Raw genomic sequence first — 26,708 nt, forward strand, 5'->3', positions numbered from 1 at the left:
CGCCTTATATTTTAAAAACAACAAAATGGAGAAAATATGAACTATTTCTACTTATATTGGGAGGGTGATAATGACTTTATGGCTTAGTGCTGGCATTTTATTTACCCTACTCGCTATCGTCTTTATCTTGGCGAAATGGGGGAATGTGCAGTGCGTGGGTGTCACCCCAGTACGAACCTTCACCTTTATTGCTATCTTGTTCACCTCCGGCCTGGATGTGGGACTGATCATGTTCCCATTGACCGAGTTTGGCGGTTATGCAGACATAAACGCAAGCCCAGAATATGCATTCACTAACCCGCTCGCCATTGAGTTTGGTTTTTGGGGCTTTTTCATCTGGAGTTTTTACTTCCTCACCTGCTTTTATTTCTGCGTAATTGAGCCCAAAGTAAAGTTCTTTGAGATCCCTTGGGTGAAGTTTATTAATAACGTGGTGATTATTGGCACTTGTGCCTTTACCGCTTCATTATTGTTGGCCAACTTACCATGGTATTTGCCTAGCATCGGTGATGGCGAGAGCATCATTCCGTTATTTTACCTCATTGTCTTTGCCGCTATTGCCTTTTCTGTTTACTCCAGTACCGACATTAAATATGTACGTGTATTGAGTGTATCCACGACGTGGGTCTTTATTGGTCTTATCGCCTTTATGTGGGGCAGCGCCTTCTTATGGGGTGATAGCGCCATGGGTGAGTACGCTCAGTCAGTGGCCATGCTGGGAGGCTATTTTGGCAACATCCACGAATTTATCTTCCCTATCAATGATTACCACGCCTTCTACCTGTTTTGGTGGTTCGCATGGAGCATCATGATTGGCCAATTTACCGCCCGCTTTGTCGGTGGTCTTAAAACCTATCAGGTGCTAGCAGCGATGTTGATCTTCCCCTCTATTCCAATTGCGCTGTGGTTTGCGGTGTTATACCACTATCACGATGCAGGGCTAGATACGACGGGTATCCGTAACTTCGCCATGGTGTTTGTCGGCATTATCTTCGTGATCAACTCGTTGGACTCATTAATCCGTCTTTATAGTGACAACCTCAATCTGACGACTAAGCGTCTGGGTAAATGGCGTTACATGGGCTTCCATTTTCTAGCCTTAGCAGCGCTGACACTGTTGTTTACTTTTGACTTCTTACAAATCCAATGGGTCGGTGCCTTGGTAATTGGTCTATTCTTTAGTTGTTTAGGCTACATTTTGTACACCAAATTCAAAACCGTGAGCAACATCGATAGCTCACCAAAAGAAAACCGTCTTGATTATAAAAAAATAGAATCCGTACATTAGGAGCAATGATGAGAAAAACAATTTACTCTTTAAGCGCAATCTCGTTAATGATGGCCTCACAGGTCGCATTGGCTGATTGGTCAGCAACAATTACTGGTGCTAGCGACTACACCTTTAATGGTGTAAGCCAAACTGAAAACGACCCAGCGCTGCAAGGGAGCATTGATTACGCTGCCGATAACGGTTTCTACGCCGGCAGCTGGGCGTCAAACGTCGACTTTGGCGATGGCACTGACTTAGAGTGGGATTTCTACGTCGGCCAATTTCGCCAGTTGAACAACCAGCTGTCTGTGGATTATGGTATCGCTTATTACAGTTATCACGGCGCATCTAGCTCCAGTGACGGTAACTATTTTGAAGCCTACACCAAATTTGCCTATGACTCGCAACTGGGTACTACCGAGGCCAACTTCTGGTACACCTGGGATTACTTTGGCACCGATGCCGGCCATGTTATCTCCATGCTAGCTCATAACTATGCACTGGCAGAGGGTCATAACTTGCGCTTAAGCGTAGACGCGTCAAACTCGCTAGATGGCGATAAGTTCGCGTGGCAAGCGGATGGCAAATCCTACGTACATTACCGTCTCGCCTATCAAACCTCCTATTCAGGCTTTGATTTCGAGTTAGCGGCAGAAGATACCAACCTTGATAGCGAATACGCTGATGAGCGCTTGGTACTGTCAGTGAGCAAAACGTTCTCACTGTAAATCCCCACAATGGGCGCCGACCATGGCGCCTATTTTATTAACGCTAAAACCTCTTTAAATTGCGGATGCTCGCAACTGTGCATCCATCCGAATATAGCCGTTTCTGCAGAGCATACCTGCACGCCAGCTTGACGCAGTTGCAAAAGCGCCCATTGTTTGTTTTCTTGTTTTCGTGAACACACCGCATCGGCTATCACACTCACTGTGTAGCCCTTAGCCAATAGATCCATTGCCGTGAAGTAGACACAGACATGACTTTCCATACCACACAAATAGATGTGCTGGTGCGAGCCTAATGCTTGCTCAAAATCTTTATGCTGGGCGGCACTGAACGTTGTTTTGGTAATATAGTTGGCGTTCCCTATTTTAAGTTGTGCATCGGTTGGCCCAAGACCTTCAGGGTATTGCTCTGTCACCACACAATGAATATCAAGGCAGTGACTGGCGCTAAGTAGCAACTGCACCTGAGCACGTATATGGGTGTACTCGCTCATAGCGGGTGCTAACTTAGCTTGCATATCAACAACCACTAAGGTTGCATTTTGTGCATTATTGTTCATTAAACGCTCCACTTTGTTCCTTTTTGTTTTCCGAAATTCATCATAAGGTGTGGTTTTTTCAAAGTAAAATTATAAAGATATAGTGACGAACCAAGGTTCTATGCTAAATTTATGTATTATTGTTAACGATTAGTTGATGCCTAAATGCCCTGAGGGATTTAAGGCTAATATGTTGGTTTCAACTTCAATTGGGGTCAGCCATTGCGTCGTCTACATAGCGCATGTATTACTGTGCTTTTCATGCTTTTGCATTTATTTGCTACACCCTCACAGGCACACGTCAACGATGCTGGATACGGCTATCAGCTCCAACGTTTATCCACTGATGAGGGCTTGTCTCAGGGCGCGGTTAGTGCCATAGCCCAAGACGATTTCGGCTATATGTGGTTCGCCACAGGGCGTGGTTTAAATCGTTACGACGGCTATAAGGTAACGCTTTTTGAGAGCCAACACTCGGCGCTAAGTAGTGACTTTATTTTGACCATGCTTAAACTAGCAAATGGCAAATTACTCGTGTCGACGCAGTTCAGCGGCGTGTACTTGGTCGACCCGGCCACACTCACTTCCAAGCAAATCATTGCCAACACCCTTAGTGAACACAAGATAGACTATGTTAGCGTCTCTGCAATCGCTCAAGATCCCCTGAACCCTGAGCGTGTTTGGCTTGGCTTAAATCATCATATTTTCAGTCTCGATTTAACCGATAACTCACTCACCCATGCCTTTAGTATTGCCAATGAAACCCATATCATCCGCGCCTTGCTGCCACATCAAGATGGGCTTTATGTCGGTGCATCTAATGGCCTTTACCATTATCAACAAGGCCGAGTGAAGCAAATTAACTACCTACCCAAGAGCGAAGCGCCGAGCGGCGATCAGCAAAACGTGAAACTGTTGCGCTTTGACAGTGAATTCGGCCTGATGATCGGCACGGTAGAAGGCTTGTACAGCATGAGCCTCTCAAGCCCCAATACATTTAGAACATTATTGCCAAGCTACAACATATGGGGCTTCCAACGCTATGGGCTTTATGACTTTATCGCCACAGATGAGGGCTTAAAACAATTTAATCGGCAATCTTTGCGCGCACAAACACTGGTCCAATTTAGTAAATCGCGCTTTGCCGTCAGCGACAACAGCATCCAAGTACTCTTTCGCGATAAAGGTGGCATGATTTGGCTTAGCTCTCGATCCCAAGGAGTCTACTCATGGTCGCCGCTGTCTATGCGCTTTCGCCAACGAACGCTTCCTAGCGGCCAGTATAAACATGGGCACATCGCTTGGGGCATGCATGAGCAAGCCGACGGCACATTGTGGGTGGGCAGCGATAACGGCCTCAATCGCCTCAGTGCCAATGGTGAGAGTGAAGCATACCTGGTCAGTAAAGACGATAAACTCGCCATTGGCCAACAAACTATCTATCGTATTTTTCCAGCCACACATCAGCCAGACTCGCTATGGTTGGAATCAAGCTACGGCAGTGAGCTATTTAACATCAAAACCAGTACCCTCGCCCGACCGTTAGAAAAAGCAGATAGGCCTCAAAGCTTCGACCCCCAGAGTTACTATGGCGGGCTTGTGCAGTTACCTGACAATCGGGCGTTTTTTATCGCCCCCAGTGGCTTTTATATGTATGACCCCGAGGCCAACCGCATTACCGATGTGCCAGCACTAAATCGTGCGCTTTTGCCTGATTTAGCCACGCACTTTCTATCGCCGCTGCCTAATCATCCGAACGACCCACTGCTCAGCCATAGCGGTACGCTTTATCGCTATGACACCTCGCGCCAACAAGTTGAGGTGGTTTATGAATCGGCCAACACGAACCCGCAGCACTTTAATTATATTGATGGCTGGACGGTCGATCAGAATAATTCCTTGTGGTTGAGCATCGATAACGAGGGCTTAGTTGCTCTTGATATGGAAACACTTGAGGTTCGCGCCCGAATAGGCCTAGAACAAGGATTAAAAAATCTTGGCGTGTATACGCCGGTGGTGGATGATTTAGGTTACTTGTGGTTTGGCTCCAACAACGGCTTGTATCGATTAAATATAAATTCTGAACACGTGCGCTACTTCACCGTAGAAGATGGCCTATCCGCATCGGAGTTTAATGCCTTCGCGGTACTTAAGCGAGGCAACGGCGAGCTGGTATTTGGGACTGTAAAAGGGTTATTGGAAATAGATCCGACGGACTTCGTCTCTGGCAACACCCAGTATATTGCACCACCACCGCAAATCACCAATATTGATTTATTATCTCGTTCAATCGATTACTCCCCTATCAGTTATATTGACAAGCCGCTGCAGTTACAACACGACGACCTCGGGCTGACAATATCCTTTTCTAGTTTTAACTTTTTACACCGCAGCCAAGTGCGCTACCGCATTAGTTTATCGGGTGCCAGCGACTTTACTTATAACGATTACAAAGACAACACCTTACAGTTTGCAAAACTCAACCCCGGACGCCATGAACTAAGCATTCGTGCTTTCGACCCCGTCTCCGGCAAGTACTCACGTGAGGCGCGTCTTATTGTTAATGTGGCCTACGCGCCATGGCGTTCGCCGCTTGCAAAAACCATGTATGCCTTGCTCGCCATTGCGATTATTGGCGCTTGGCTGATGTACTTACGCGCACAACAACGCAAACTACGTGACGCCCACAGTGTAGCGGTCAACTCGCAACAGCAAACCAACCTAGCTCTGCAAAGCAGTAACAGCGGTGTGTGGCACTACTATGTATCTGAGCGCCAATTTGCGCAGCGGCGTCTGAGTGACGAGCTCGGTTATGCTAACAGTTTTTTGAGCTGCTCATTTGAGCAACATGCCGAACTTATTCATCCCCATGATGTGGAGCGCTATCGTACCCAGTGGAAGCGCTTTTTAAAGCAAGGAGAGCAAGGCACTTGGGAGTGTACCTATCGCATTGCTCACAGCAGTGGTGAATGGCTGTGGTATCACGAAGTTGGACGCATTACCGAATGCGACTTACAGGGGCATGCGCGAGTAGTATCAGGCATCTATACCAATATCACCGACGCGAAAGCCTCAGCGCAGCAAGCCACAGTATTAGGTGAAGCCATCAGCCAGATCAGCGATTGGTTACTGATTTTAGATGAGCATATGCAGCCGTTCTCCGCCAATCATAGTTTCCTGCAAGCCTTTGCCAGCAAACAAGCGCCACAACTTAATATTCAGCCATTTGTGCGTGCTCTGGGTAAACACAAATATAAGAAGTACATGAGTATCATTGGCCGCTTAAAAGCGGGGCAGAACTGGCGTTGTGAAGAGCAGATCCGCACCAAGCATAACCGCCACCATCCGGTGCAGATAAGCGTCACTGCGGTGTGCCGTGATAATAACGACAACCGTGATGAGGTAAGCTACTACGTCATCGTGATCACCGATTTGACCGAGCAAAAGCGTGCTGAAGACGAGTTACGCTACTTGGCCAATTACGACCCTTTAACCGGGTTACCGAATCGCACTATGATGCGCTCAAAAATATCCCAAGCAATTGACTATGCGAAAGAAAATGCTTCCCTTTTGGCCCTATTATTTATTGATTTGGACAAATTTAAGCCGGTAAATGATTCGTTTGGCCATGCCGTAGGTGACCAAGTGCTGTGCTGCATTTGTGAGCGCATCAGCGAACAGTTAGACGACAATGCGCTGCTCGCGCGTCAAAGTGGCGATGAGTTCTTGTTACTGATAGAACATGTCCATTCACCACAGATGCTCAGTGAGTTTGCTGAGCACTTAGCCAAGGTGTTAGAGCAACCCATAAAAATTGGCAATATTACTATCAATATCTCTGTCAGTGTGGGAATTGCGTTGTCTCCTTTCGATGCGGATAACGCCGAAGATCTTATTCGTAATGCCGATATGGCGATGATCCATGCCAAGAATGCGGGCCGCAATGGCTATAAGTTCTTCACCGAACAAATGAACAACCGCATTACCCATAAGTTAATGCTAGAAAATGCGTTACAAGATGCCTATCGCGATGAGGTGTTACTCAACCACTACCAGCCCATTGTGCATGACTTCCAAAAGCGCATCGTAGGTGTGGAGCTCCTTCTGCGCTGGCCACATGAAGGCACTTTTATCTCTCCGGGAGAATTTATCCCCATCGCCGAGGAAATAGGCTTAATTGATGCCATTACCGAGCAAGCACTACACAGAGCCCTGCGCGATTTAAAGCCTTGGTTTGAGAGCTCTGATGATTTCTATTTATCTTTGAACCTGTCGCCTATTCATATCTTAAAGTCGAATTTAAGCGACCGCCTACAAGATATTTTGGCTCTTCACCATGTTAGCCCCACCCAGCTTCGCTTGGAGATCACCGAAAACACCCTACTAGAGGATAAAACCAAAGCGGCAGAGCAACTTAACCGCTTGCACAGCGCCGGATTCAAACTTTTCCTTGATGACTTTGGCACTGGTTTCTCATCACTGACCTATTTGAGTCAATTCCCCATTGATGTCATTAAGATAGACCAAAGCTTTGTACGGCAAATTGGGGTAAATCCAACTAATGAATCCATTATTCGCACCATTCACAACTTGGCGCGCAGCCTTGGCCTATACTGTATCGCCGAGGGGGTGGAGACCAGAGAGCAAATCTTTTTCCTCAATAAGTTAGGGTGTCACCATTTACAAGGGTTCTTCTTTGCTCGACCAGTGGACGCACAAACACTGCTATCGAGTGAGTTTATCGATGGCGTAATTGATAAAACCAAGAGTTTGTAGTGCTTGAGTGTCGTCGATGCTTTGAGTTTACGCCTAGTTAGTGGGAAATATTTAACACAGCGCGAAGACTGCGGTGCAACTCATGCGCTTGCAGTGGCTTGGAAACGAAGGCATTCATCCCCGCCGCCAAACAACGGTTTTTGTCCTCTTCATAGGCGTTGGCAGTAATCGCAATAACGGGCATGACCCCATATTTATGCGGCTCTTTACGAATATGTTGGGTACATTGATACCCATCCATGTGCGGCATTTGGCAATCCATGAGCACCACATCATAGCGATGCTGCTGGAGCATATCCAAAGCTTGCACCCCATCTTGAGCGATGGCCACCTCACAGCCCAAAGGTTCAAGCATCTTGGCAAGGACTAATTGATTTACAGCGTTATCCTCAACCACCAGGACGTGTCGCTCAGTTAAATCAGGCGCCGAAAGTTCGCTATGTTGGTTAACCTCGATGTCCTCACAGGCTGGCGCTTTGATGGTAAAACTAAAGCAGCTGCCTTCTCCTTCAGCGCTGGAAACGCAGATATCGCCGCCCATTTTTTGTACCAAGGAGCGACAGATTGCCAGCCCCAGACCAGTGCCTCCGTACCGCCGAGCTGTTGACACATCAGCCTGAGTAAATTCCGTAAAGATACGTGCTTGCTGCTCTTCGCTCATGCCGATGCCAGTATCTCGCACCGTCACTTGAAGCTCATCATCGCGGTATTGCACGCTAAGGACAATCTCTCCTCGCTCGGTGAATTTTTTCGCGTTGCTTAATAAGTTGGTGATCACTTGGTTGAGTCTGAGCTCATCAACACGAATACTAGAGGGCACATTCGCGGCTATATCGCACGCAAAGCACACCTCTTTGTTGTCGTTGGCGCTATTAAATACCTGCTCTACGTGAGTGAAAAATGCTCGGGTAGCCAATGGCTGTGCGTTCAATTCCAAGGCATTGGCTTCAATTTTACTAAAATCCAGTATGTCGTTAAGAATTTGCAGTAAGTTTTGTGCACTTGCACCCAAGGTGGCTAAATACTGGCGTTGCTGGGCGCTCAGTTGCGAGTCTTGCAGCAAAATGTCGGTGATCCCAAGCACACCGTTCATGGGTGTACGCAGCTCATGGCTCATGTTAGCTAAAAACTGTGACTTTGCTCGGCTGGCCTGGTTCGCCCTATGCACCGCAGTCTTAAGCTCTGCAGTTTGCTCTTGTACTTTACGCTCCAACTCTTGGTTAAAGCGCGTTAGTTGTTTGTTCAAATCGCGGTTGCGGTCATCGGATTGTGCTAACTGCTCAAAACTCTGCTGGAGTTGCACCACCAGCGAATCAAACTGTTCGTGTAGTTGCTGAACTTCCTGCCACTCGTGTTGGCTAAGCGGCGTCTTATTTGGCAGCATCGGGTAGCGCTGCATTACTTGGGTCAAAAAATTAAGTGGCGCCACCAATCTTTGGCTTAGCTGGCGAATGAAAATCCCTGCCAGCAGCAAGAGTACCAGCGTGAGCAGCAACACGTACAACCAGGTTGAAGCGACCACAGAGTTTACATGGAGGCGGTTCATCATAGCGATGACCGTCCAACCTGTTTGGGAGCTATTAAGTGACCGGCTGTAATACAGCTCATTGTTAGCAGAGCGGTATAAAGCGCTTGAATCACCGTTAAACTCCGCTAAAGCAGGTTGCTCGAGGTGGCTTAGAACTTTGAAAGTATTTACACTGCTATACACCACGTGATTGTTGGCATCCATTACCAGCAACTCCCCTTGTTGCTCAAACAAGAAGGGCCGAAAGCGACGAAAGGACTCTAATCGCAGCGAACCTTCAATCACGCCTGCAAACTGTTGTTTTTCGTATATCGGTGCAGAGATACCAACAATGGGGTTGTCACCTAAGCCACGACCGCGAAAAACACTGGAAATATAGCCGTTAGGGTGGCTATGCGCTTGCGTGAAGTAATCGCGGTCTGTCACATCTCGCTGCTGTGCGGAGAGCCCATCGAGAAGCGACTTAGGCCATCCCAAATACGCCACCCCTTGCTGATTGATCAGCACCGTAGAAATAAAGCCAGGGTACATTTGCCCTAAATGACTAAGCTGCCAACGCTCATCAACGCCTTGCGCCAAGGTATCGCGCGCCGAAACGATGGCATTTTGGTGCTGTTCTAGGTAGCTATCTATTTGTTGCGATACCCTATCTGCATGGGCGCGTAATTGTGTATTGACCTCATACTCTATACGTTCATAGTGGTCGTTAACCAAAATCACGGTCGTCAACAGCACCACCAATAGAATCAATACGCTGACCACGTAGCTGAGGATATGTTTGAGCGAGTTTTGCCGATAGTGCCAAACTATAAAGGGTAAAAAGTAGCTTAATAGGTCAACTACAGCTAATGAAATAATGGCGTTAAGTAAATACTTGAAAATAGCAGTGGTAAGCGATAACCACGGCAACTCGACCATCCAATGACCAAAAACCACCAGCAGCGGCAAGCCAACTAGCAACCAAAAGACCCCACCCCATGGCAATAACGGACGCCTTAAGCGGCGACAACAAAACCAATGCAGCCATATCAACTCGAGCAAAAATGCGATACTGGGCCAAGCATGTTGCCAGCGATAAAAGATAAAAGCAGAGGCAATAGCCAAGGTAATAACGCTGTAGCGTAAGCCCAAGGCAACGAGGCTCAGCAACACAAAAATTTGCCCGAATAAAAACTCGGAGCTGTCCAAAAACCATACAGGTATTAGGTGCGTCAACCCGCCAATCAGGCCGAGTAAGCAAGCCACCATGAACTTGTTGCTGCTTTGAAGTCCGGTGCGAATTGTGCTCATTTGTAGGAAAGCTTAAAAACTTATAGGAACTGCATAGTCTTAGTGTTGTACACAGTGATGCGCTTGTCCATCTTCGGAGTGCGGATGAGCCTCTATTTGCAGTACGCTGTGCTCAACATTAAAGCGTTGTTTTAACATCTGTTCGGCATTGTTTCGACAGACTGCATCATGAGCCGCGACAGTACATTGATGTTTCAACACGATATGCGCGCCAACGGCGAGCTGCTTGTCAATTCGAGATACGGTCAAATTGTGCACACTGTGTACGTGAGCGAGTTTAGTCATCGCCTTTTCAATAGCTTGTGCACTGGGCAAACGCCCTTCTTGATTCTGCAATCGCTTTATACACTGTACAATAAGGCGCAAACCGGTGAATAACACGAACACGGCTATCACCATGCTAAAAAGCACATCCAATTGCTGCCACCCAGTGAGCGCGATAGTGACACCGGCCACTAAGGTACTGACGGTGGAGAGCAAATCAAAGAACGTATGGAGAAACACCGCGTACACATTAATGCTGTCTTTGCGGCCCTTGTATAACACCCATGCGGCGCATCCGTGAAAGACAAAGCCAATACTTGATACCCACGCCATAATGGTGGTGTTAACGTCTTTGTGATGCCCCTCATGCATTTCAAAATACCGCTCAGAGCCAAGAAACAAAATGGTTAAGCTAATTCCCAAATACAGGCTGCCATTAATAAGCCCGCCCACTAATTCGGCTTTTTTATAGCCTTCATTAAAGTTGCGTGCCAAATGAATAGCGATAGAGGACGCCAAAATAGCGATAAATAACGTGCTGTTGTGCACAAATAAATGACCGGCATCGGCGAACACCGCTAGAGAGTTTGCGTGATAAGCCCCTATTAGCTGGATGACCATAAAGCTACAGGTTATAGCGAGCGCAATAAGTAAGCGTTTGCGAGAAGCCTGGTGTGTGGTGATGTCGGTCATGCGCGCCGGATGATACTCGGGAATGATATATAGTCGCAATTGTACTTGTTTTGCGACTATATTACACCCGTTTTCATCACCACCCGTTGTGAATGCACAAGAACTGCTCATAAAAGAGTGATAGGCGCCACTGCACGCTTTGGAACCAGTCACCGCTCTAATTTGCCAGTCATATCGATAACTAAATTTCCCTAAAAATCATCCATATGTAACTTTTTTGTTAAATAAACATTGAAACTATGCTTTTTTTAGCTAATCTCAAAGTCGCGTGGCGACACAACAGGACTGAAGGATTGCTCTTGTGTGTAACCAAAACGCAAAAACACATTTATATAAGGAAATATAATTATGAAACTAGTGAAATCACTCTCTACTGTGGCCTGTGTTATCGGCCTATCTCTTGCTTCAACTTCCTCTGTATTAGCTGCGTCTTCGACCTCGGTAGTCGGTACTTGGCGCAACCATGTCAATTGGAATTGTAATACTGCGGGCTCAACGCCGATTACCGCTGCGTTATTTACAATTAATGCCGATGGCACATGGAGCTACCCATACGGAGGCGGTAACTGGTGGCAAGAGGAGGGATTGGTGATCATCTCTTTCGATAGCTACCCGACTTTGCAGTACGTGGGTAATGTGACTAAAGATGCCGTTGTTGGCATTCAAGGCTACTCCGACAATCCAGGTTCTCGCGGCTGCTTCTATTTGTTGCGTGAACAAGCGGGTAAAGCCAGCGACGTTAAACACTACGTCGATGGTAAGGATGCGGTTACCAATCGTTGATCACTTTTATGGCGGTGCCCTATACACCGCCTTTTGCCCTTATTGCCCATTGCTGCGCAAATAAAATTCATGCTAAGTTGCTGAGGTAGTAATTAAAAGCGTATGCAGGGTTTTACCTATCTCCAATTCATCTCTAAGCCATGCCCTTGTTGTTGAAGGGGGCGCGATGCGTGGTATTTTTGCCACCGGCGTACTCGATACGTGGCTACAACAGCACTACCAGCCCTTTGATATGTATTTTGGAGTGTCCGCTGGTGCAACCAATATCGCTGCTTATTTGTGCCAACAACACCAGCGCAACTATAAGGTGATCACGGATTACTCGTGCCGCCCCGAATTTATTAATTACCTACGTTTTGCACGCGGCGGGCACCTGTTTGATTTGGATTGGCTATGGCAACAGACCATTGCTGATATCCGCTTAGATTTAGCGACATTTGCGAAGCAAGTCGCACCATTTTATGTGGTGGCCACCAACATCGCCAACGGTCAAGCCGAATATTTAAAAGCCAACGCCGATAATTTAGAAGCGATTTTAAAAGCCTCTTGTGCGTTGCCTTTGGCCTATCGCGATTACCCGCAAATTGGCGATAAGCAATATACCGATGGGGGTCTGAGCGATTCCATCCCCGTGCAACAGGCTTACTTAGAAGGAGCGAAACGCATTACCGTGATTTTGTCCCAGCCGTTGGGCTATCGCAAAAAACCGAGTCGCTCACACTGGGTAACACGACGCCTACTGCGCGACACCCCGGCACTGATCAGTGCCTCGAGCCGCCGAGCAGAGGGATATAACCAAAGCTTAGAATTTATTCATTCACCGCCGCCGGATTGTCATATCGAGGTCATTGCCCCGGAACCAGAGTTTGCTGTGGGCAGAACCACACGCAATGCGGCCAAATTACGCCACGGCTACACTCTAGGCTGTCAGCAAGGGCTAAACTATTTGCAGCGGCTAAGCATCACTTAGCGAGTACGTATTTAGACCACAAAAGCTTTCACTTGCTGTTGCAGGCTATCAGCGAGCTGCGCCAATTCTTTACTGGCATCGGCGTTTTGCTGTGAGCTTTGCGATACGCTGGTAATGCTGTCGTTAAATTCATTAATATTTTGGCTTATCTCCGCAGCCACTGTCGTTTGCTCTTCGGTGGCTGTAGATACTTGTAAATTCATGTCGGCAATGTCAGCGACCGCTTCACGAATACGGTTAATGGCGGTTGCCGATTCTTGGCTGTGATGCTCACTTTCTTTGGCGCTGTCATCGGCACTCTGCATCGCTGCCACCGCCTGGCCAGCCATATCCTGCAGCTTGGCGATCATGGTATTGATGTTTTCTGTGGCCTGTTGAGTATTGTGTGCCAGTGTACGCACTTCATCAGCAACCACCGCAAAGCCACGCCCTGAATCTCCGGCGCGGGCAGCTTCAATGGCAGCATTTAGCGCTAGCAAGTTGGTCTGCTCAGCCACCCCTTGAATCATGAGCACCACTTGATTGATCTCATTTGACTGGGCATTCAGCTCACCAATCAACTGAGCGTTTTGCGCAACAATACGAGATAAGGTGCGAATAGCCTCAAGGTTATCATCGATGGTTTGACTGCCCTGCTCTGCCAAGCCATCAGCAGATGCAGCATGCTGCGAGGTATTTTGCGCGTTTTGAGCCACTTCTTGAATCGCTGCACTCATTTGCGTTATGGCGGTGGCTATCATCGCACTTTGTTGCTCTTGCTGGGTTGCAGTCGAGGCCACCTGCGCACTGATCGCTTGCATTTGCTCTGACGCCGATGACAACGTCAGTGTCGCACCCGTGACGTCAGTAACCAAAGTGTGGATTCGGCTAAGCATATGGTTGAAGTGCTCAGCTGTGGTGGCTATTTCGTCTTTCCCGGTGACTTTGGCACGCAGGGTCAAATCGGCTTGCTCGGCAATGGTTTGAATGGTGCCCTGCAAGTGGCTCAAAGGCCCATGAATAGAGCGGTAGATAAACCAAGCCAATAAGGCCATAAAGGCAATGGTCAAGATGATAAAAACTAACAACAAGGTGGTGACGTGGGAAACTTGCTCATCGGCACTGTCGCGAAACCGCTGCGCTTCTGATAGCTGCAAATCGATAAGTGCCGCGTAGCTGCCACTGAGTGGGTCAAAAACACTGTAAAGGTCGGCTACAAACTGCGATTGGTCCATCGCTTTAAAGGTGCCATTTTCTATGGCCCGCATGTACGCATCAATTTTCTCAACCACCGGTGCGAGGTACTCATCCACGTCTTCGGTTAAGCGCTGCTCTTCGGTTGTGAGTTTGGTTTGTAAATAGTCCTGCCAATGCTGCTGCGCGGTGGCTTTCGCCTGTTCAATCAAAGATATAACTTGCGATTTGTCGATAACGCCAGCGCGATACTTATGCAATAAATCGACAATGTTGACCGCGTAATTATCTGACACCACTTTAATTTGCTTTAATGGCACCACCCTATCTTTATAAATACTGTCAACGCCCTCGCCAATGGTATTAAGTTGAGACATACTCAGCGCCGCTGAAATAATAAGTAATACAATTGGAATTATGGACAAAATAATCAGTCGCATCTTCACAGACATGGTATTGAGCATGGGACACCCTCGTAATTTAAACTAAGATTTTTGTGCCTATCCATGCACTTCATGCAACAGCAGTTGCTACTTAATTATTTTCGAAGATAAGCAAATGCGCCAATCCAGTTTAAAAAATTACTGTTCTCACCCCGAGATAATATGTAAAAAACGAGTGTGATTAGCGATTCGCGCTAACCCATATGTGATCAATACGATGGACGACAGTTGGTCTTTTAATGACCACGAACCCAACCAATACTTAACAAGTAACGATTGCCTGAGGTGACCTTAGTAACTGCATGCTCACTGATATCGGGGCGAAATAACTTGATTCGTTTAGAGCTATAAATAGGCGATTTACAAACAAACTGACCGCCACAGCGTGCTTGTTTGAGGATAATATTAAGCCGATAATGCCTGCCTGCGGTTACTTTGTCAGTGTGCGTGGGCACCTCACAGCCTTGTGGGAACTTGAGCAAGTAAACATCGAATTTTAGCGGCCACCATGCCCTTGCCAGCAACATTTTCTCATAACCGCTTTTCTGGCGGCCTTTTTGCCATCTAAAAAGTGTATTGAACATGCGCATAATCACCTTAGGAACTCACTTTCTTTTGCAATACTCAGTTATTAACTTATTTCAATACGGTCGCCATGGCGCGCAGGGGTAGAGGCGACAAAAGTGCAAATCAACCAAACTTGGCTGCCAGCCTTGGGCCAGGTGTTAAGCTTTGTTGAGCATCGCACAGGACTGACCCACTAAATAGCCATGTACTAGTTGCTTAATTTTATCTTGCAACCATCTTGGGCCATGATCCGAAAGATCATTATGGCGAGCGTCAGGTATTTGCACTATGCAGATATCGCTTTGCACTGTTTTTGTTGGTAACACTCCTTCATCGGCAGCAAAGTCGCTTGCCCGAATTGAGAATATGTTGATATCGGTATTTCTAGGTAAAGGAACGCGGCGGTGGTCCAATGTAATTATTGATTTAATATAAGGCTTTTTTTCATTTCCTAGCCACGAAGAAATATCGCCACCATTGGAATGCCCAATTAAAAGCAGCTCATTAAACGCATAGTTCGAATAGCGAGACTGAAACTGACTCTTAAGAAACGCCAATGTCTTGGCACCCCTGACCCAATTCTCGCGTCGAGTCTCGTATAAATTCCCTGTTACCGACAGTGGCGGATCTTGAGGGAGCTCGTGAGCGACAGAAACCACCATATAGCCTAACTCACGAAGCTGCTCCTCTAAAAAAGAATACTGGGTGTGAGCAACACCGTACCCCGCGCTGAGAAATGCGACAGCACACTTGCTCTCGATGGTGCAGTCCTGCTCATTAATTGGATAAGATATTTTAACAGGAATGCCTCTATCCCTAGCTTCATCATAGATAATCTCTGCTTGCACCAGGGGGATACAAAAAATAGGGATAAGTAGCCATATATACAGGTACTTCATTTTCTCTCCTTAAGGCCTCGCAACCTACTCAATGGGCAAAGTTACTCATGGTATTTTCTTATTACCGCAATTTTGCCGTCTTCAATTTCCAATACTTCCATCATGACTTGGCTATATTCTATCGGTTGATTATTTTCAGGGTGGGTGCCCTTAGCGTAGTTTTTATATCTTATAGCAACTGCTGAGTGGTTAAATGTAAATACATCCAATAGCTCTGCATTGTATTCGCTGTGGGCGCCAAGATAAAAAGTCATCCCTTTTCTCATTGCCTCTTTGCCATTTGGTAAGCGCGAATCATCTGTCACCCAAGGTAAGTGCGAATGCCCAACATCCTCTGTAAGTAAATTAAGATGAGTCTCCAGCTCTTTTTTCGTTGCTCCTGGGCTTTGCGTGGCAACCATGGTATCGAAATACTTTTGAGCAAGTTCATTTAGATCAATTTTTCTCTCTTTGGCGGATAACGATGCTGAAACCAAAATTGATACTGCAAAGAATAGGTATTTTTTCATTGAAAACTCCGTTTTCGGTTAATTCATATAACATGTTTATAAAGACCCAGTCGCGTTCCTCGAAGCCAGTAATGCGATTGAATTCAAGCGACTCATTGGCAAATTTGTCCAAAGCGAGCACTGAATGCCACCATAGGTTTGGGTAATGTGACGAGTTACACCATTGTACGATTACAGTAAGTGGCCATTTCAAAGTCACTGATGTTCATGGCGATATTCGGAACATTCGGAAATAAAGTTACCAGCTTTGATACCATTTGCTGCGATAGCATCGCCTTTTGCTCAGTCGTCCTGCCTTGCATGATGGAGGCGAAAACATGAATGAAGGGCTCTCGCTTATTACCTACAGAGTATTTTTCGAAAGAATTTATTCTGACTTTGATATCACGTTCATCAAACAAATTGGTAGCACAAGCTTGCAAAAAAAGTTGTTCAATAATAAAGGCTTCATCATGGGAGACGAAGATGTCCTGTGAGCAATCCATTACAAAATGTGGCATTAATCCTCCGCCGACGGTCTGACTAACAGGTATTGTCCCTGCTTTACACGCTAGCATACCTTGTAAAATTGAAATTCGCTAATGAAGGTAAAGCAATGAAAAATAAACTGAAAAATGACAGCTAACAACACCGGTAGCGCAGTATAAGTGGGCGGCATTCAAATAAAACCACTTAATCGGTAGAGGGACATGCACAATCAGCTTTACCGCTTGCAGTGGCAGCTGCTTTCAATTTCACAGCACAGGAAAAAAGCCGCTCATTGAGCGGCTTGGGGACTACACATCTGGAGATTTCAGGGTGTGTGCAGTATCTACTTTAAGCGGCATCACTTTGCGCTTGGTCATCGCTGTGACGAATTAAGTAATCAAAGGCGCCAAGACTGGCACTGGCTCCTGCGCCCATGGCAATAATGATTTGCTTAAAAGGCGTGGTGGTCGCGTCCCCAGCGGCAAAGACCCCAGGCAGGTTAGTCGCGCCTTTATCATCAATCGTTATTTCACCAAAAGAGCTTAAATCCAGACCACTGTCTTTCAGCCACTCGGTATTAGGCACTAAGCCGATTTGTACGAATACGCCGGCCAAGGCTACATGCTGCGATTGTTGTGTTTCGCGGTCAGTGTAATTAAGACCGGTCACCTTATTGCCATCGCCAACAATTTCGGTGGTCGCTGCATTGGTAATGATGGTGACATTAGTAAGGCTCTGCGCCTTTTTAACCAGCACGTCGTCAGCACGTAAGGTATCGGCAAATTCAAGTACTGTTACATGCTCAACAATGTTGGCTAAATCGATCGCTGCTTCAATGCCTGAATTACCGCCACCAATCACCGCTACCGACTTACCTTTAAAGAGCGGACCATCACAGTGGGGGCAATAAGCAACCCCGTGGCCTCGGTATTCACGCTCACCTGGCACATTCATTTCCCGCCAGCGTGCCCCCGTGGCAAGAATCAGGGATTTACTTTGCAGTGTGGCACCATTATCCAAGGTGATGGCGCGGTTATCGCTGTCTAAACGCGCGGCGCGCTGATTATCGATGACATCGACATTGTATTCTTTAACATGCTCTTCTAGCTGAGCTACCAGTTTCGGGCCCTCTGTGGCTTTGACCGAGATAAAGTTTTCAATGGCCATGGTATCGGCTACTTGGCCGCCAAAGCGCTCAGCGACAATACCGGTGCGTAACCCTTTTCGCGCCGCATAGATAGCAGCCGATGCACCCGCAGGACCACCGCCGACTACCAATACGTCATAGGGGTCTTTTTCATTCAATAGTTCAGCTTGGCGCGCCGCAGCTCCCTCATCGACTTTGTTAAGAATGTCATTGAGGCTGATAGCGCCTTGGCTAAATAGCTCGCCATTCAAGTACACCGTAGGCACCGCCATGATGTTGCGCTGCTCGACTTCCTCTTGGAACAAGGCTCCGTCTATCATGGTCACACTCACCTGAGGGTTCAAAGCCGCCATGGTATTGAGCGCTTGCACGACGGCTGGGCAGGTTTGGCAGCTCAGGGAGATATAAATTTCAAAATTAAGGGTTTTATCTAAGGCCTGGATTTGCGTGCGTTGCGCCTCATCGGCCTTGGTTGCCACCCCACCGCTGTGCAGTACTGCGAGCACTAATGAAGTAAACTCATGACCCATCGGGACCCCAGCGAATGTAATCGAGGTGCCTTGCTCGCCGAGTACTTGCATCGCAGGGCGTCGCGCTGCTTGGTGATCTTGTCGTATACTAATGCGCGGGCTCAACTCGGCCAAATCGTTGGCCAAGGTGTCTAATTCTTTGCTTTTGTTGCTTTCATCGAGGGCTAGAACCAGCTCTATATTGCCCGTCAATGCACTAAAATGGCTTGATAATTGATTCTTAATGGTACTGTCTAACATGGTTAGCCTCTTCAAGCGTTAGAAAAATAAGGCGGTGTTGCCACCGCCCGAGTGTTGCGATTTAGGCGTTATTAGATTTTGCCGACAAGGTCGAGCGAAGGTGCAAGCGTTTCTTCACCTGGCTGCCAAGAGGCAGGGCATACTTCACCGTCGTGAGTAGCGATGTACTGCGCCGCTTGTACTTTACGTACTAACTCTTTAGCGCTGCGGCCAATGCCTAGGTCGTGCGTTTCAACCACTTTAATTTCGCCTTCAGGGTTGATAACGAAAGTACCGCGTAGCGCTAGACCATCTTCTTCAATCATCACACCGAAGTTGCGCGTGATTTTGCCAGTTGGGTCGCCAATCATTGGGAACTCAATTTTATTAATGGTTTCAGAAGAATCGTGCCACGCTTTGTGGGTGAAGTGGGTGTCCGTAGACACTGAATAAACTTCAACACCCATTTCTTGCAATTGAGCGTAGTAGTCAGCCAAGTCACCTAGCTCCGTAGGACATACGAAAGTAAAGTCCGCTGGGTAGAAAAACACGATTGACCATTTGCCTAATAGGTCTTGCTCGCTCAGCTCAACGAAGTCACCTTGGTGATAAGCCGTTGCGTTAAAAGGTTGGATTTTGGTGTTGATCAATGAGTTGCTCATAAATTACCTCATGTTGTCTGTCATCAGTTTTAAATAATTAGCGGCGTGTGCCGCTGCGTTGATGAATAAGATAGAGGTTGTGCTTTAACAAATAAAACAGATTGATTCGATTACAACCATCGATAAATATGATTGACGCTTAAACTTACTGCGATTTCTCAGACCGTTAATGGCTTTTTCGCCTGAACTCATTGAACTCTTTAACCTGCGCCACGTACAATTAGGAAAAGCATCCGCGCTGAGGTCTACTTTGTCTATTGCCCGTTATATCAATCATATCCAATTAGGTTACTTAGGATTACTGCCGTTTTTAGCCTTGGTTGGATGGAGCATGCTCAGTGGTCGCACTGAGTACGCTGGCACTATGTTCATTTATTATGGCATCGCGATTATGAGCTTCCTTGCCGGTCAGTTATGGCGCCCCGGTGAGCAAAGCTATGGGCGCGCTATTGCTGCCGTTATTCCCACCATCCCGCTGCCGCTGTTGGCGCTGGGCAATGAGCTGTTTACATTGGCGTGGTTAAGTGCCAGTTTTTGGTTGGTGCTGGCCATTGAAGTAAAACAGCCGCAATGGGCAGAGCACCACAAGGACTATCGCAAGATGCGCTTTGTGCTTACCTCAGTGGTATTTGTGTGTCACTTGCTGATGATTGCCGCCATGCTCGACAGACCTTAGACAGCTTCACAGCAATACAGTACACTGCGCGCTCTGATTTTTCGGTGAGATGGCCATGATTGACGATTTACGCAGTGCCCTTGAGCAGTTGGGCGAACAGTTCAGCGAAAAAAACGCCGCATTCAAGGTAAAGGTGGTGCCGTTTTTTTGCTCGGTACGCATTAAAAAAGACCATAAGCACGAAGGCACCCTGCACTTTTATGCTAACCAATTTATAGATGCGTGGTTGGTGTGTTTGTTTATTTTATTCGGGGCATTAATTTATCAGCCTGAGCTTGGTCTTACCCACGGCCCTATCCACTTTGCCATTGCCGCTTTTGTGGCCCTGCGTTTAATTATCCGCCAGGTGGCCATTGAATCACTGAAAGCTCGGCTCTATTTGTTGCAACCCCGCTCCAATGCCCCGCAGAGTCACGAGTAACGATGTACTTAAGTGCTCAGTGGCGTATTTTAACGGTCGGCGACGGCGATTTAACCTTTACCCGGGCGCTTAAACGACGCTTTGCAGACGCCCATATCGTCGGCTCTGTGTATGACTCAGAAGCGGTACTGCGAGAGAAGTACTCCCATCACGGCATTGATGAGTTACGCCAAGCCCAGGTACCGCTGTATTTCAGCTTTGATGTGACCAACCAGGCCTGCTGGCAACGCCTTAGCACGGGCTTTGATGTCATCATTTTTCAGTTTCCATTGCTCAGCCAACTAGGCTCTAAAAGCGCCTTTGCCGCAGCGCAGCAACAAGGTGGCCTCAACACCTTGAATCGCGCCCTGTTACACCAATTTTTACGCTATGGTAGCGCCTATGGCCTAGCTAAACACGGCGCCGGGCTTTGCTATATCACCTCAAAAGACGTCAAGCCTTACAGTCATTGGGGTCTTGACCACGCCCTGTGTACTGGTCTTGATATACAGTATGTCGGTGAGCAGCCCTTTAATATTGATGATTTCCCCGGTTACCGTATCCGCAACGTGGACCGCAATAAACATGTCAAAGACACCAAAGGAGTCACCTACAGCTACGCGCTGAACCCCAAAAACCTTGACTTTCCCTATCACCGCCCGCGTTATTTAGATGATGCCAACTATTGCCCACTGTGCCATGCTGGCCCTTTTTGCAATGAAAAAGACCAGGCTCAACACTTCGAGAGTCGCCAACACCAGCTTATGCTGGGTTATCAGCAACACTGGCAAAATTGGCTTGCGCACGCTTACAAAGGTTATTCATGACTTGATGCTGCTGTTGCAGTTTCGCCACTTCATGACATAACAAGGTTTTGCGCATTCGCAGTTGGGCTCGTTCCCACAATAGCCAGGCACCATCCCGTTGCACTAATGCTCGTTGCAGTTGAATACGCAGTGCTTGGCGCTGCTCAGCATTGAGTTCAGCGTAATATAAAAGGTAAAACTCAACACTGGTGATATTAACCTCTTTTATAAAGGGCCCATATTGTTGCGCCTGTTTTAAATACTGCCACACCGAATCGTTGATTCCATCCAGAGAATAGCTCACTTTTGCCAACTCCAGCCAAGTATACGGCCAGCTCGGTCGCAAGCTCAGTGAGTGCAACAATTGTTCTTTGGCTGTTCTCAGTTCAACGCCATCAGCATAGCCATGCGCAAAGCCATACAATGATAGCTGCGCCTGAATCGTGTGGTATTGTGCATGGTTAGGAACGAGCTCAGCAGCGCGTTGCAGACGCATGTGGGCGCGCATGTAATGGGTCGAGCCGACGGCTGGCTCCAACTCATCTTGTTGCAGCTGCAAGTGCGACAGCAACGTTTTACCTTGTAAATAGGCTAGATTGCCCTGCAAGGCAGCAATGGAGCCCGCTGCCAAGCCAATACTGATCAGCATAAGCACGGTGGCTGCCAAGTGCCGAGGAGTTAACCGAGCTAAAATAGACCTTGGCATAGACGCCATGGGTTCTCCTTGGTGTAGCGTTGGGCCAGCTCCTTGCCGACCAGTTGCTCAGAGCGCTCACGGGCCTGCGCTAGGCGAAAAGGTCGACGTTCGCAACTGTGGGCATCACTGGCTATCAGGTCAACGTCACCCTGCTCTAGCCAATGCACTGCGAGTTTTTCACTGTCATCACCAAAATCCCCTAGCAAACTCCCTGCCGTCACTTGAATTAAGCACCCCAAGCGCTTAAATCGTGCCAGCAAATGTGGCTTCGCCTTAATTTCTCTATTGCGTTCAGGGTGCGGCAGCACCACTGTTAAGCCTTGGCGATTTAACCAAGTGATCAGCTTGTCGGCACCGAGAGGTACATGCGAGTGCGGCAATTCTAAGAGTATTGCCCGCTCTGGGCCTTGACCATGAAACAGCGCAATGAGGTCCCTGGCGAGGGCTGCCATAATTTGCGAGTCTATGCGCACTTCACTGGCAAAAGCAACGTGAATATCGAGCTGTTGCTCACGTATAGCTTGCTGCAACCGCGCAAAACTTTGCGCGACTACGGGTTGGGTGTTGTCAAAGCGACCAAAGTGCAGATGCGGTGTGACAACCACATGGGAGATCCCTTGCGCCTTAGCTTGTTCGAGCATGGCGATACTGTGTTGCCACTGCTGCGGTCCATCATCTATCCCGGCCAACACATGGTTGTGAATATCAATCATAGCAAGCCTTACGTTGGTGCATTTGCTTGGGTATATCCATGGCTATCGTAGTAGCCATAATGGGCATTATGACCCTGCTTTTGTTTGCCATTAACTTGGTTTAGCAGCACCCCACAAACGTTTGCTTTAGCATCAATTAAGCGGTGTAGCCCGGCCTTCACTAACCCCTGACGTGTCGATCCTGATTTAACGACATAGATCACTGAATCACTGTGCTGGGAAACAACAAGCGCGTCACTCACCGCCTCTAAAGGTGCCGTATCAAGCACGATATAATCGTATTGCTGGCGCAAGTGTGCCAACAGGGCCTTAAAGTTTTCGCTACTGAGTAGCTCTAACGGGTTAGATGGGATTTGCCCTGCACACAACACGTGAATATTCGACTGTTCATCAACGTGAATACACTCCTCAAGCTGCTGAGTGTTCGCAAGGACATTCGCCAGACCTGGCTGGTAAGCCGGAAGAGAGAAGCGCCCAGCCAATGAAGGGCGACGCATATCAGCATCAATTAATAATACTTTTTCCATTTGCCCGAGCGAGAAAGCGAGGTTGATGGATGTGGTTGATTTCCCTTCACCCGGCACCGATGAAGTCACTTCAATCACTTGATTGTCACGGTCCATCTGACTGAGTACCAGCGACGTTCTAAAGGTGCGCACCGCCTCCGCAAAAGCCAACTTACCTTTATCAAAGAAGGTGTGCGTTGGCAGCGGCTTACGTTTTGATGAGGGTAAACTCGGCAACACCCCTAGCAGTCGCTGACCGAGCTTATTTTCTACTTCTTCAGCGTTGTTCAGCGTGTCGTTTAGCGCGTCGGTTAGAAACGCCAGCACGATACCGAAACCTAAGGTCGCAACGAACGCCAATACGACGATTAACTTACGGTTTGGCTTCGCTGGGTTCGTCGGCTGGTAGGCATAATCGGTAAACCGAGCGATTGGCGAATTGAAATCACTGGTGACTTCGGTCTCTTTGGAGCGCGATAAAAAGGTATCATAGATATTGCGGTTGGTTTCCACTTCGCGTTTGAGCTGATGATACTCAGTTTCTTTACGCGTTAGCATTTGAAAACGCTGACGCAATTGCTCCACATCTTGCTGCAACGCTGACACCGTACTATTGGCGGTGCGCATCTCTTTTTCTAAGCCCATCACCAAAGAGCGAATTTGTGCCGATAAGTTTTCCTGCACAGTAGCAAGCTCCGCTCGCGCGGCAATCATTTTAGGATGTTTAGGGCCATATACTTGTCGTAATTCACTGACTTTGCGCTGCGCGGTCACAACCTCGCGCTTCACGTCTTGAATCACTTTGTGAGTGGTGATTTCGTTGATCGATTCCAACCTGGCAATGTCATCACGACCATACTCATCCACCACGCGCATAATCGCGTTGAGCTCGCTTTGGTTACGCTTCGCTTCCACCAATTGTTGCGCGGTTTGCTCTAATTCACGACGCACTAACCCTACAACGCCCTCAATATCAACTAAATCCTCACGCTCTCGGTAGCTTTGCAGCTTCTGTTCGGACTTATCCAAGCGCTCTCGCAGGATACTTAGGCGGTCGTTTAACCACCCCGAAGCCTGTTTAGCAATGCCCATTTTCGCTTGCATCGCATGAGTAATATACGCTTCACCAACGGCATTGGCGACATCAGCAGCCAGCGCCGGATCGCTTGACTCATAGGCGATAACCACCAACTGGGTTTTACGGATCGGATGAATACTCAGCCGCCGCGAAAACGCGGTGATAATTTTCTGCATTCGTTTTTCGTAAGCTTGCTGCGCATCGGCGGTGCTTGGCAATGTCTGTGGCTTTTGTGGAATATATTGCTTCACCCATTGCTTAATATCATTCATAACCCAACTGAGCATACTAGGCTTGGGTTGAAAATCTCGATGCTCAAGCAGGTTCAATTGCTCTATCACATCTCTGGCAATGGCTCTGGAGCGCAGAATCTCATATTGGGTTTGATAGTACTCTTTTTTTGAGGCATCTAAACCATAGACCTCTTCAAAACTGACCGCTTTACGCTGCTGCGCCTCAATAAGTAAGGTGGCGCTAGCACGGTATGAAGGAGTCAATTGCAGCGCCCACACCATAGCTAGGGTGGTAACTAAAATCGCCAAGAGCGCAATGCGCCACTTAAACTTGTTAATGACTTTTAAGTAATAGCCCAGAGTCACAACCTCAGCGGCGCCTGTATTGCGTGTTGCTGTTTTCATTCTCTACCCTGAAATTAGAAGAACCGTTGCTCTATTTTTATAGTGTCACCGGCGGCGACCTGAGATTGCAAAGACGCTTTACTGCGCTTTGCCTGTTGCTGCTGTTCACTGAGCAAAAAGATTTTGTCTGTGGAGGCTCGCTCAGTGAGGCCACCGGCCAAGGCGATAGCTTGATCCACCGTCAGTCCTGGTTGATAGGGGTAGGCACCAGGCTCTTCAACTTCGCCATGAATATAGAAAGGTCGGTAGCTGACCACTTGGGCGTAGACATTGGGCTCAACAAGGTAGTCGCCTTTCAAGCCACTGTAGATCAGCTGCTCCACTTCTTTTACTGTGAGTCCTGTCAAGGTAAGCTCACCCAAAAAGGGGTAGCTGACTACGCCACTTTTGCCTAATAAAGCATCTATATTAAGATCCGGCTGACCAAACACTCTAATTTGCACTTGATCGCCCGGCCCGAGCTTATAATCGCTGTTGGCAACCGCCCATTGACTACATAGTGCCAGCAGCACTGCAGCTAGCCACCGCATTAACGACTCCCCATCAACGCAAACTGTACAGTCAAACCAATGCGATTGCGGTCAAAGGCTAAATCGTCGCGAGTAGAGTTGTCATTGCGCAGTTCGTAATAACTTGATAGCACCACGCTTGGGCTCAATGCGTAATCCATCGCCAAAGTAAGTCCGCGTAGCGAGTCTTGACGGCTTACACCGACGAACTCATCATCGGTGTACGAATACGCCACCTTAGTTTGCAGGTTTTCACGCCATTGGTGCACCCACTGCGCCTCGTAGAACGTCTCACGAACATAATCGCCTTCAACTAAAGGGTCGCGCGCACTGCGTGAAGTGGTAAATCGGAAGTGGCTATAAGTCAGCGGCTGCCACTTAATCTTGGCCTGCCAACTGACCCCAGAAAAGTTCTCACGAGCAGCATTAGCAAAATCCTTTTTCTGATAACCGACTTTGATCTCACCTTCAGTTAGCGCCGTTGCTTCCCAGCTGTACCCAGCATAAGCCTGATAATCATCGGAATCGCGAGTGACACCATTGATGTCAACAATATCGTAGCGATAGTTGTTTTGATGTACGGAGACGAACACATCTGAGCGTGATTGTGAATTAAAGTAAAGTGTGGCGCCGAAATTTGCTTTGTCGTAGTCACGATACTGCGTAATGGTCTCAAAACGCGTGTAGTTTTTGTTGTAATAGCCCGCATCAAACTTAACACGGTACATCGCTGTTTGTGCGCCAAACTCATAGTCGGCGTGGTAATTTTGCTGCTCGTAAGTAAGCGGCTCAGCAAAGGCATTAGGTTGTCCTTCAGACAGACCTTCACCACGGCGCTCAACATTCCAATCGGCGTCAACACGCACATTGAAGCGATGACGTCGTGACGGTTCAAAGTGAGACAAGTAACCAATATGACCATCGGTATAATTGTCTGCACTACTTTGAATATAGGCCGCTGAACTTAACCGTGTAGTAAGCTGATGACGGTTAATGCCGTCATCATACGCCATCTCGAGCTCTGGCGTGGCAGTGTAAATCATACTGCTTTGTTCATTGTCGGGCGTACTGAAAATATTATCATCGTACATCGCGCCAACACTGAGCTTGGGCGTTAATTCAAGGCCATTTTGGGTGATATAGCTGCCTGGCTTTGGCATCGCTGCATGGGCTGTTGTCGCACTCAATAACGCTGCTGCCAGCATCGACTTTCTCATTATCCACTCC

23 protein-coding genes are annotated in these 26,708 nt (G+C 47.7%); 8 read left to right on the forward strand and 15 right to left on the reverse strand.

Annotated features, from left to right (window positions below; translation table 11 throughout):
• Nucleotides 1–70: 70 nt before the first annotated feature.
• Both MHM95_RS06320 and MHM95_RS06325 read left to right on the forward strand, forming a co-directional pair.
• Entirely contained in the window at nt 71–1,288 is a 1,218-nt protein-coding gene (locus tag MHM95_RS06320; protein WP_022944617.1) for a BCCT family transporter, read from the forward strand.
• Nucleotides 1,289–1,296: 8 nt separating this feature from the next.
• Complete coding sequence (locus MHM95_RS06325) at nt 1,297–1,998, forward strand: TorF family putative porin (protein WP_138542787.1); 702 nt, start codon at nt 1,297–1,299, stop codon at nt 1,996–1,998.
• A gap of 29 nt (nt 1,999–2,027) precedes the next feature.
• Here MHM95_RS06325 and MHM95_RS06330 read toward each other — a convergent pair whose 3' ends face one another.
• A complete protein-coding gene (locus MHM95_RS06330; RefSeq protein WP_130145775.1) occupies nt 2,028–2,558 on the reverse strand; it encodes an isochorismatase family protein in 531 nt (176 codons plus the stop codon).
• 240 nt (nt 2,559–2,798) lie between these two features.
• Here MHM95_RS06330 and MHM95_RS06335 point away from each other — a divergent pair, with 240 nt between their 5' ends.
• The gene (locus tag MHM95_RS06335) at nt 2,799–7,313 is read left to right on the forward strand and encodes an EAL domain-containing protein (RefSeq protein ID WP_239384731.1); all 4,515 of its coding nucleotides are present in this window, start codon (nt 2,799–2,801) and stop codon (nt 7,311–7,313) included.
• A 37-nt stretch (nt 7,314–7,350) separates the two neighbouring features.
• On the opposite strand, the gene MHM95_RS06340 is transcribed toward MHM95_RS06335, so the two are convergent.
• A complete protein-coding gene (locus MHM95_RS06340; protein WP_239384732.1) occupies nt 7,351–10,131 on the reverse strand; it encodes an ATP-binding protein in 2,781 nt (926 codons plus the stop codon).
• A gap of 39 nt (nt 10,132–10,170) precedes the next feature.
• Nucleotides 10,171–11,088 carry a cation diffusion facilitator family transporter gene (locus MHM95_RS06345; RefSeq protein ID WP_239384928.1) on the reverse strand — a complete coding sequence of 306 codons (918 nt, stop codon included), beginning with the start codon at nt 11,086–11,088 and terminating at the stop codon, nt 10,171–10,173.
• A gap of 348 nt (nt 11,089–11,436) precedes the next feature.
• Between MHM95_RS06345 and MHM95_RS06350 the strand changes: the two genes are divergently transcribed.
• Entirely contained in the window at nt 11,437–11,871 is a 435-nt protein-coding gene (locus MHM95_RS06350; protein WP_022944611.1) for a hypothetical protein, read from the forward strand.
• A gap of 118 nt (nt 11,872–11,989) precedes the next feature.
• Nucleotides 11,990–12,841 carry a patatin family protein gene (locus MHM95_RS06355; protein WP_343224298.1) on the forward strand — a complete coding sequence of 284 codons (852 nt, stop codon included), beginning with the start codon at nt 11,990–11,992 and terminating at the stop codon, nt 12,839–12,841.
• Nucleotides 12,842–12,852: 11 nt separating this feature from the next.
• Here the strand turns inward: MHM95_RS06355 and MHM95_RS06360 are convergent, their stop codons facing one another.
• From MHM95_RS06360 to ahpC, 7 genes are all read right to left on the reverse strand, one after another.
• The gene (locus MHM95_RS06360) at nt 12,853–14,478 is read right to left on the reverse strand and encodes a methyl-accepting chemotaxis protein (RefSeq protein ID WP_152441568.1); all 1,626 of its coding nucleotides are present in this window, start codon (nt 14,476–14,478) and stop codon (nt 12,853–12,855) included.
• A gap of 215 nt (nt 14,479–14,693) precedes the next feature.
• Nucleotides 14,694–15,047 carry a 2OG-Fe(II) oxygenase gene (locus tag MHM95_RS06365; protein WP_138548862.1) on the reverse strand — a complete coding sequence of 118 codons (354 nt, stop codon included), beginning with the start codon at nt 15,045–15,047 and terminating at the stop codon, nt 14,694–14,696.
• 135 nt (nt 15,048–15,182) lie between these two features.
• Nucleotides 15,183–15,923 carry an alpha/beta hydrolase gene (locus MHM95_RS06370; RefSeq protein ID WP_239384734.1) on the reverse strand — a complete coding sequence of 247 codons (741 nt, stop codon included), beginning with the start codon at nt 15,921–15,923 and terminating at the stop codon, nt 15,183–15,185.
• Nucleotides 15,924–15,964: 41 nt separating this feature from the next.
• Nucleotides 15,965–16,432 carry a nuclear transport factor 2 family protein gene (locus tag MHM95_RS06375; protein ID WP_239384735.1) on the reverse strand — a complete coding sequence of 156 codons (468 nt, stop codon included), beginning with the start codon at nt 16,430–16,432 and terminating at the stop codon, nt 15,965–15,967.
• Nucleotides 16,433–16,587: 155 nt separating this feature from the next.
• Nucleotides 16,588–16,932: a 5-carboxymethyl-2-hydroxymuconate Delta-isomerase gene (locus MHM95_RS06380; RefSeq protein WP_130145786.1), complete on the reverse strand. Its 345-nt coding sequence runs from the start codon at nt 16,930–16,932 to the stop codon at nt 16,588–16,590.
• A gap of 316 nt (nt 16,933–17,248) precedes the next feature.
• Complete coding sequence (ahpF, locus tag MHM95_RS06385) at nt 17,249–18,817, reverse strand: alkyl hydroperoxide reductase subunit F (protein WP_239384736.1); 1,569 nt, start codon at nt 18,815–18,817, stop codon at nt 17,249–17,251.
• Between the two features lie 71 nt (nt 18,818–18,888).
• The gene (gene ahpC / locus MHM95_RS06390; RefSeq protein WP_045978974.1) at nt 18,889–19,458 is read right to left on the reverse strand and encodes an alkyl hydroperoxide reductase subunit C; all 570 of its coding nucleotides are present in this window, start codon (nt 19,456–19,458) and stop codon (nt 18,889–18,891) included.
• A gap of 256 nt (nt 19,459–19,714) precedes the next feature.
• On the opposite strand from ahpC, the gene MHM95_RS06395 reads away from it, so the two are divergent.
• The 3 genes from MHM95_RS06395 to MHM95_RS06405 are packed head-to-tail and all read left to right on the forward strand — an operon-like array spanning nt 19,715 to nt 21,361.
• The gene (locus tag MHM95_RS06395) at nt 19,715–20,134 is read left to right on the forward strand and encodes a DUF3429 domain-containing protein (protein ID WP_045979059.1); all 420 of its coding nucleotides are present in this window, start codon (nt 19,715–19,717) and stop codon (nt 20,132–20,134) included.
• 55 nt (nt 20,135–20,189) lie between these two features.
• The gene (locus MHM95_RS06400; protein WP_026111246.1) at nt 20,190–20,555 is read left to right on the forward strand and encodes a hypothetical protein; all 366 of its coding nucleotides are present in this window, start codon (nt 20,190–20,192) and stop codon (nt 20,553–20,555) included.
• Nucleotides 20,556–20,557: 2 nt separating this feature from the next.
• Nucleotides 20,558–21,361, forward strand: a complete 804-nt coding sequence (locus MHM95_RS06405; RefSeq protein ID WP_239384737.1) for a Rossmann-like fold-containing protein — start codon at nt 20,558–20,560, stop codon at nt 21,359–21,361.
• Here the strand turns inward: MHM95_RS06405 and MHM95_RS06410 are convergent.
• Genes MHM95_RS06410 through MHM95_RS06430 form a run of 5 tightly spaced genes read right to left on the reverse strand, consistent with a single transcriptional unit; the run spans nt 21,297 to nt 26,698 of the window.
• The gene (locus tag MHM95_RS06410; protein ID WP_239384738.1) at nt 21,297–22,055 is read right to left on the reverse strand and encodes a hypothetical protein; all 759 of its coding nucleotides are present in this window, start codon (nt 22,053–22,055) and stop codon (nt 21,297–21,299) included. The genes MHM95_RS06405 and MHM95_RS06410 overlap by 65 nt on opposite strands.
• Entirely contained in the window at nt 22,028–22,750 is a 723-nt protein-coding gene (locus tag MHM95_RS06415; protein WP_239384739.1) for a CpsB/CapC family capsule biosynthesis tyrosine phosphatase, read from the reverse strand. The genes MHM95_RS06410 and MHM95_RS06415 overlap by 28 nt, the downstream gene beginning before the upstream one ends.
• 8 nt (nt 22,751–22,758) lie before the next feature.
• Nucleotides 22,759–24,972 carry a polysaccharide biosynthesis tyrosine autokinase gene (locus MHM95_RS06420; protein WP_152441561.1) on the reverse strand — a complete coding sequence of 738 codons (2,214 nt, stop codon included), beginning with the start codon at nt 24,970–24,972 and terminating at the stop codon, nt 22,759–22,761.
• 14 nt (nt 24,973–24,986) lie between these two features.
• Nucleotides 24,987–25,502: a polysaccharide biosynthesis/export family protein gene (locus tag MHM95_RS06425; RefSeq protein ID WP_022945851.1), complete on the reverse strand. Its 516-nt coding sequence runs from the start codon at nt 25,500–25,502 to the stop codon at nt 24,987–24,989.
• The gene (locus MHM95_RS06430) at nt 25,502–26,698 is read right to left on the reverse strand and encodes an outer membrane beta-barrel protein (RefSeq protein WP_239384740.1); all 1,197 of its coding nucleotides are present in this window, start codon (nt 26,696–26,698) and stop codon (nt 25,502–25,504) included. Before MHM95_RS06430 ends, MHM95_RS06425 begins: the two co-directional genes overlap by 1 nt.
• Nucleotides 26,699–26,708: the final 10 nt, after the last annotated feature.

It is taken from the genome of Pseudoalteromonas sp. CnMc7-15, from assembly GCF_022347925.1.
GTDB classification, from domain to species: domain Bacteria; phylum Pseudomonadota; class Gammaproteobacteria; order Enterobacterales; family Alteromonadaceae; genus Pseudoalteromonas; species Pseudoalteromonas ruthenica.

What these genes read in the sequence shown, in the direction of transcription:
- MHM95_RS06345 (WP_239384928.1), bottom strand. Translation starts at nt 11,088, where the DNA reads ATGACCGACATCACCACACACCAGGCTTCTCGCAAACGCTTACTTATT.
- MHM95_RS06375 (WP_239384735.1), bottom strand. Translation starts at nt 16,432, where the DNA reads ATGAAAAAATACCTATTCTTTGCAGTATCAATTTTGGTTTCAGCATCG.
- MHM95_RS06320 (WP_022944617.1), top strand. Translation starts at nt 71, where the DNA reads ATGACTTTATGGCTTAGTGCTGGCATTTTATTTACCCTACTCGCTATC.
- MHM95_RS06410 (WP_239384738.1), bottom strand. Translation starts at nt 22,055, where the DNA reads ATGGCGTCTATGCCAAGGTCTATTTTAGCTCGGTTAACTCCTCGGCAC.
- MHM95_RS06370 (WP_239384734.1), bottom strand. Translation starts at nt 15,923, where the DNA reads ATGAAGTACCTGTATATATGGCTACTTATCCCTATTTTTTGTATCCCC.
- MHM95_RS06425 (WP_022945851.1), bottom strand. Translation starts at nt 25,502, where the DNA reads ATGCGGTGGCTAGCTGCAGTGCTGCTGGCACTATGTAGTCAATGGGCG.
- MHM95_RS06335 (WP_239384731.1), top strand. Translation starts at nt 2,799, where the DNA reads ATGCTTTTGCATTTATTTGCTACACCCTCACAGGCACACGTCAACGAT.
- MHM95_RS06325 (WP_138542787.1), top strand. Translation starts at nt 1,297, where the DNA reads ATGAGAAAAACAATTTACTCTTTAAGCGCAATCTCGTTAATGATGGCC.
- MHM95_RS06330 (WP_130145775.1), bottom strand. Translation starts at nt 2,558, where the DNA reads ATGAACAATAATGCACAAAATGCAACCTTAGTGGTTGTTGATATGCAA.
- MHM95_RS06400 (WP_026111246.1), top strand. Translation starts at nt 20,190, where the DNA reads ATGATTGACGATTTACGCAGTGCCCTTGAGCAGTTGGGCGAACAGTTC.
- ahpF (WP_239384736.1), bottom strand. Translation starts at nt 18,817, where the DNA reads ATGTTAGACAGTACCATTAAGAATCAATTATCAAGCCATTTTAGTGCA.
- MHM95_RS06405 (WP_239384737.1), top strand. Translation starts at nt 20,558, where the DNA reads ATGTACTTAAGTGCTCAGTGGCGTATTTTAACGGTCGGCGACGGCGAT.
- MHM95_RS06350 (WP_022944611.1), top strand. Translation starts at nt 11,437, where the DNA reads ATGAAACTAGTGAAATCACTCTCTACTGTGGCCTGTGTTATCGGCCTA.
- MHM95_RS06415 (WP_239384739.1), bottom strand. Translation starts at nt 22,750, where the DNA reads ATGATTGATATTCACAACCATGTGTTGGCCGGGATAGATGATGGACCG.
- MHM95_RS06365 (WP_138548862.1), bottom strand. Translation starts at nt 15,047, where the DNA reads ATGCGCATGTTCAATACACTTTTTAGATGGCAAAAAGGCCGCCAGAAA.
- MHM95_RS06360 (WP_152441568.1), bottom strand. Translation starts at nt 14,478, where the DNA reads ATGCTCAATACCATGTCTGTGAAGATGCGACTGATTATTTTGTCCATA.
- MHM95_RS06380 (WP_130145786.1), bottom strand. Translation starts at nt 16,932, where the DNA reads ATGCCACATTTTGTAATGGATTGCTCACAGGACATCTTCGTCTCCCAT.
- MHM95_RS06430 (WP_239384740.1), bottom strand. Translation starts at nt 26,698, where the DNA reads ATGAGAAAGTCGATGCTGGCAGCAGCGTTATTGAGTGCGACAACAGCC.
- MHM95_RS06340 (WP_239384732.1), bottom strand. Translation starts at nt 10,131, where the DNA reads ATGAGCACAATTCGCACCGGACTTCAAAGCAGCAACAAGTTCATGGTG.
- ahpC (WP_045978974.1), bottom strand. Translation starts at nt 19,458, where the DNA reads ATGAGCAACTCATTGATCAACACCAAAATCCAACCTTTTAACGCAACG.
- MHM95_RS06420 (WP_152441561.1), bottom strand. Translation starts at nt 24,972, where the DNA reads ATGAAAACAGCAACACGCAATACAGGCGCCGCTGAGGTTGTGACTCTG.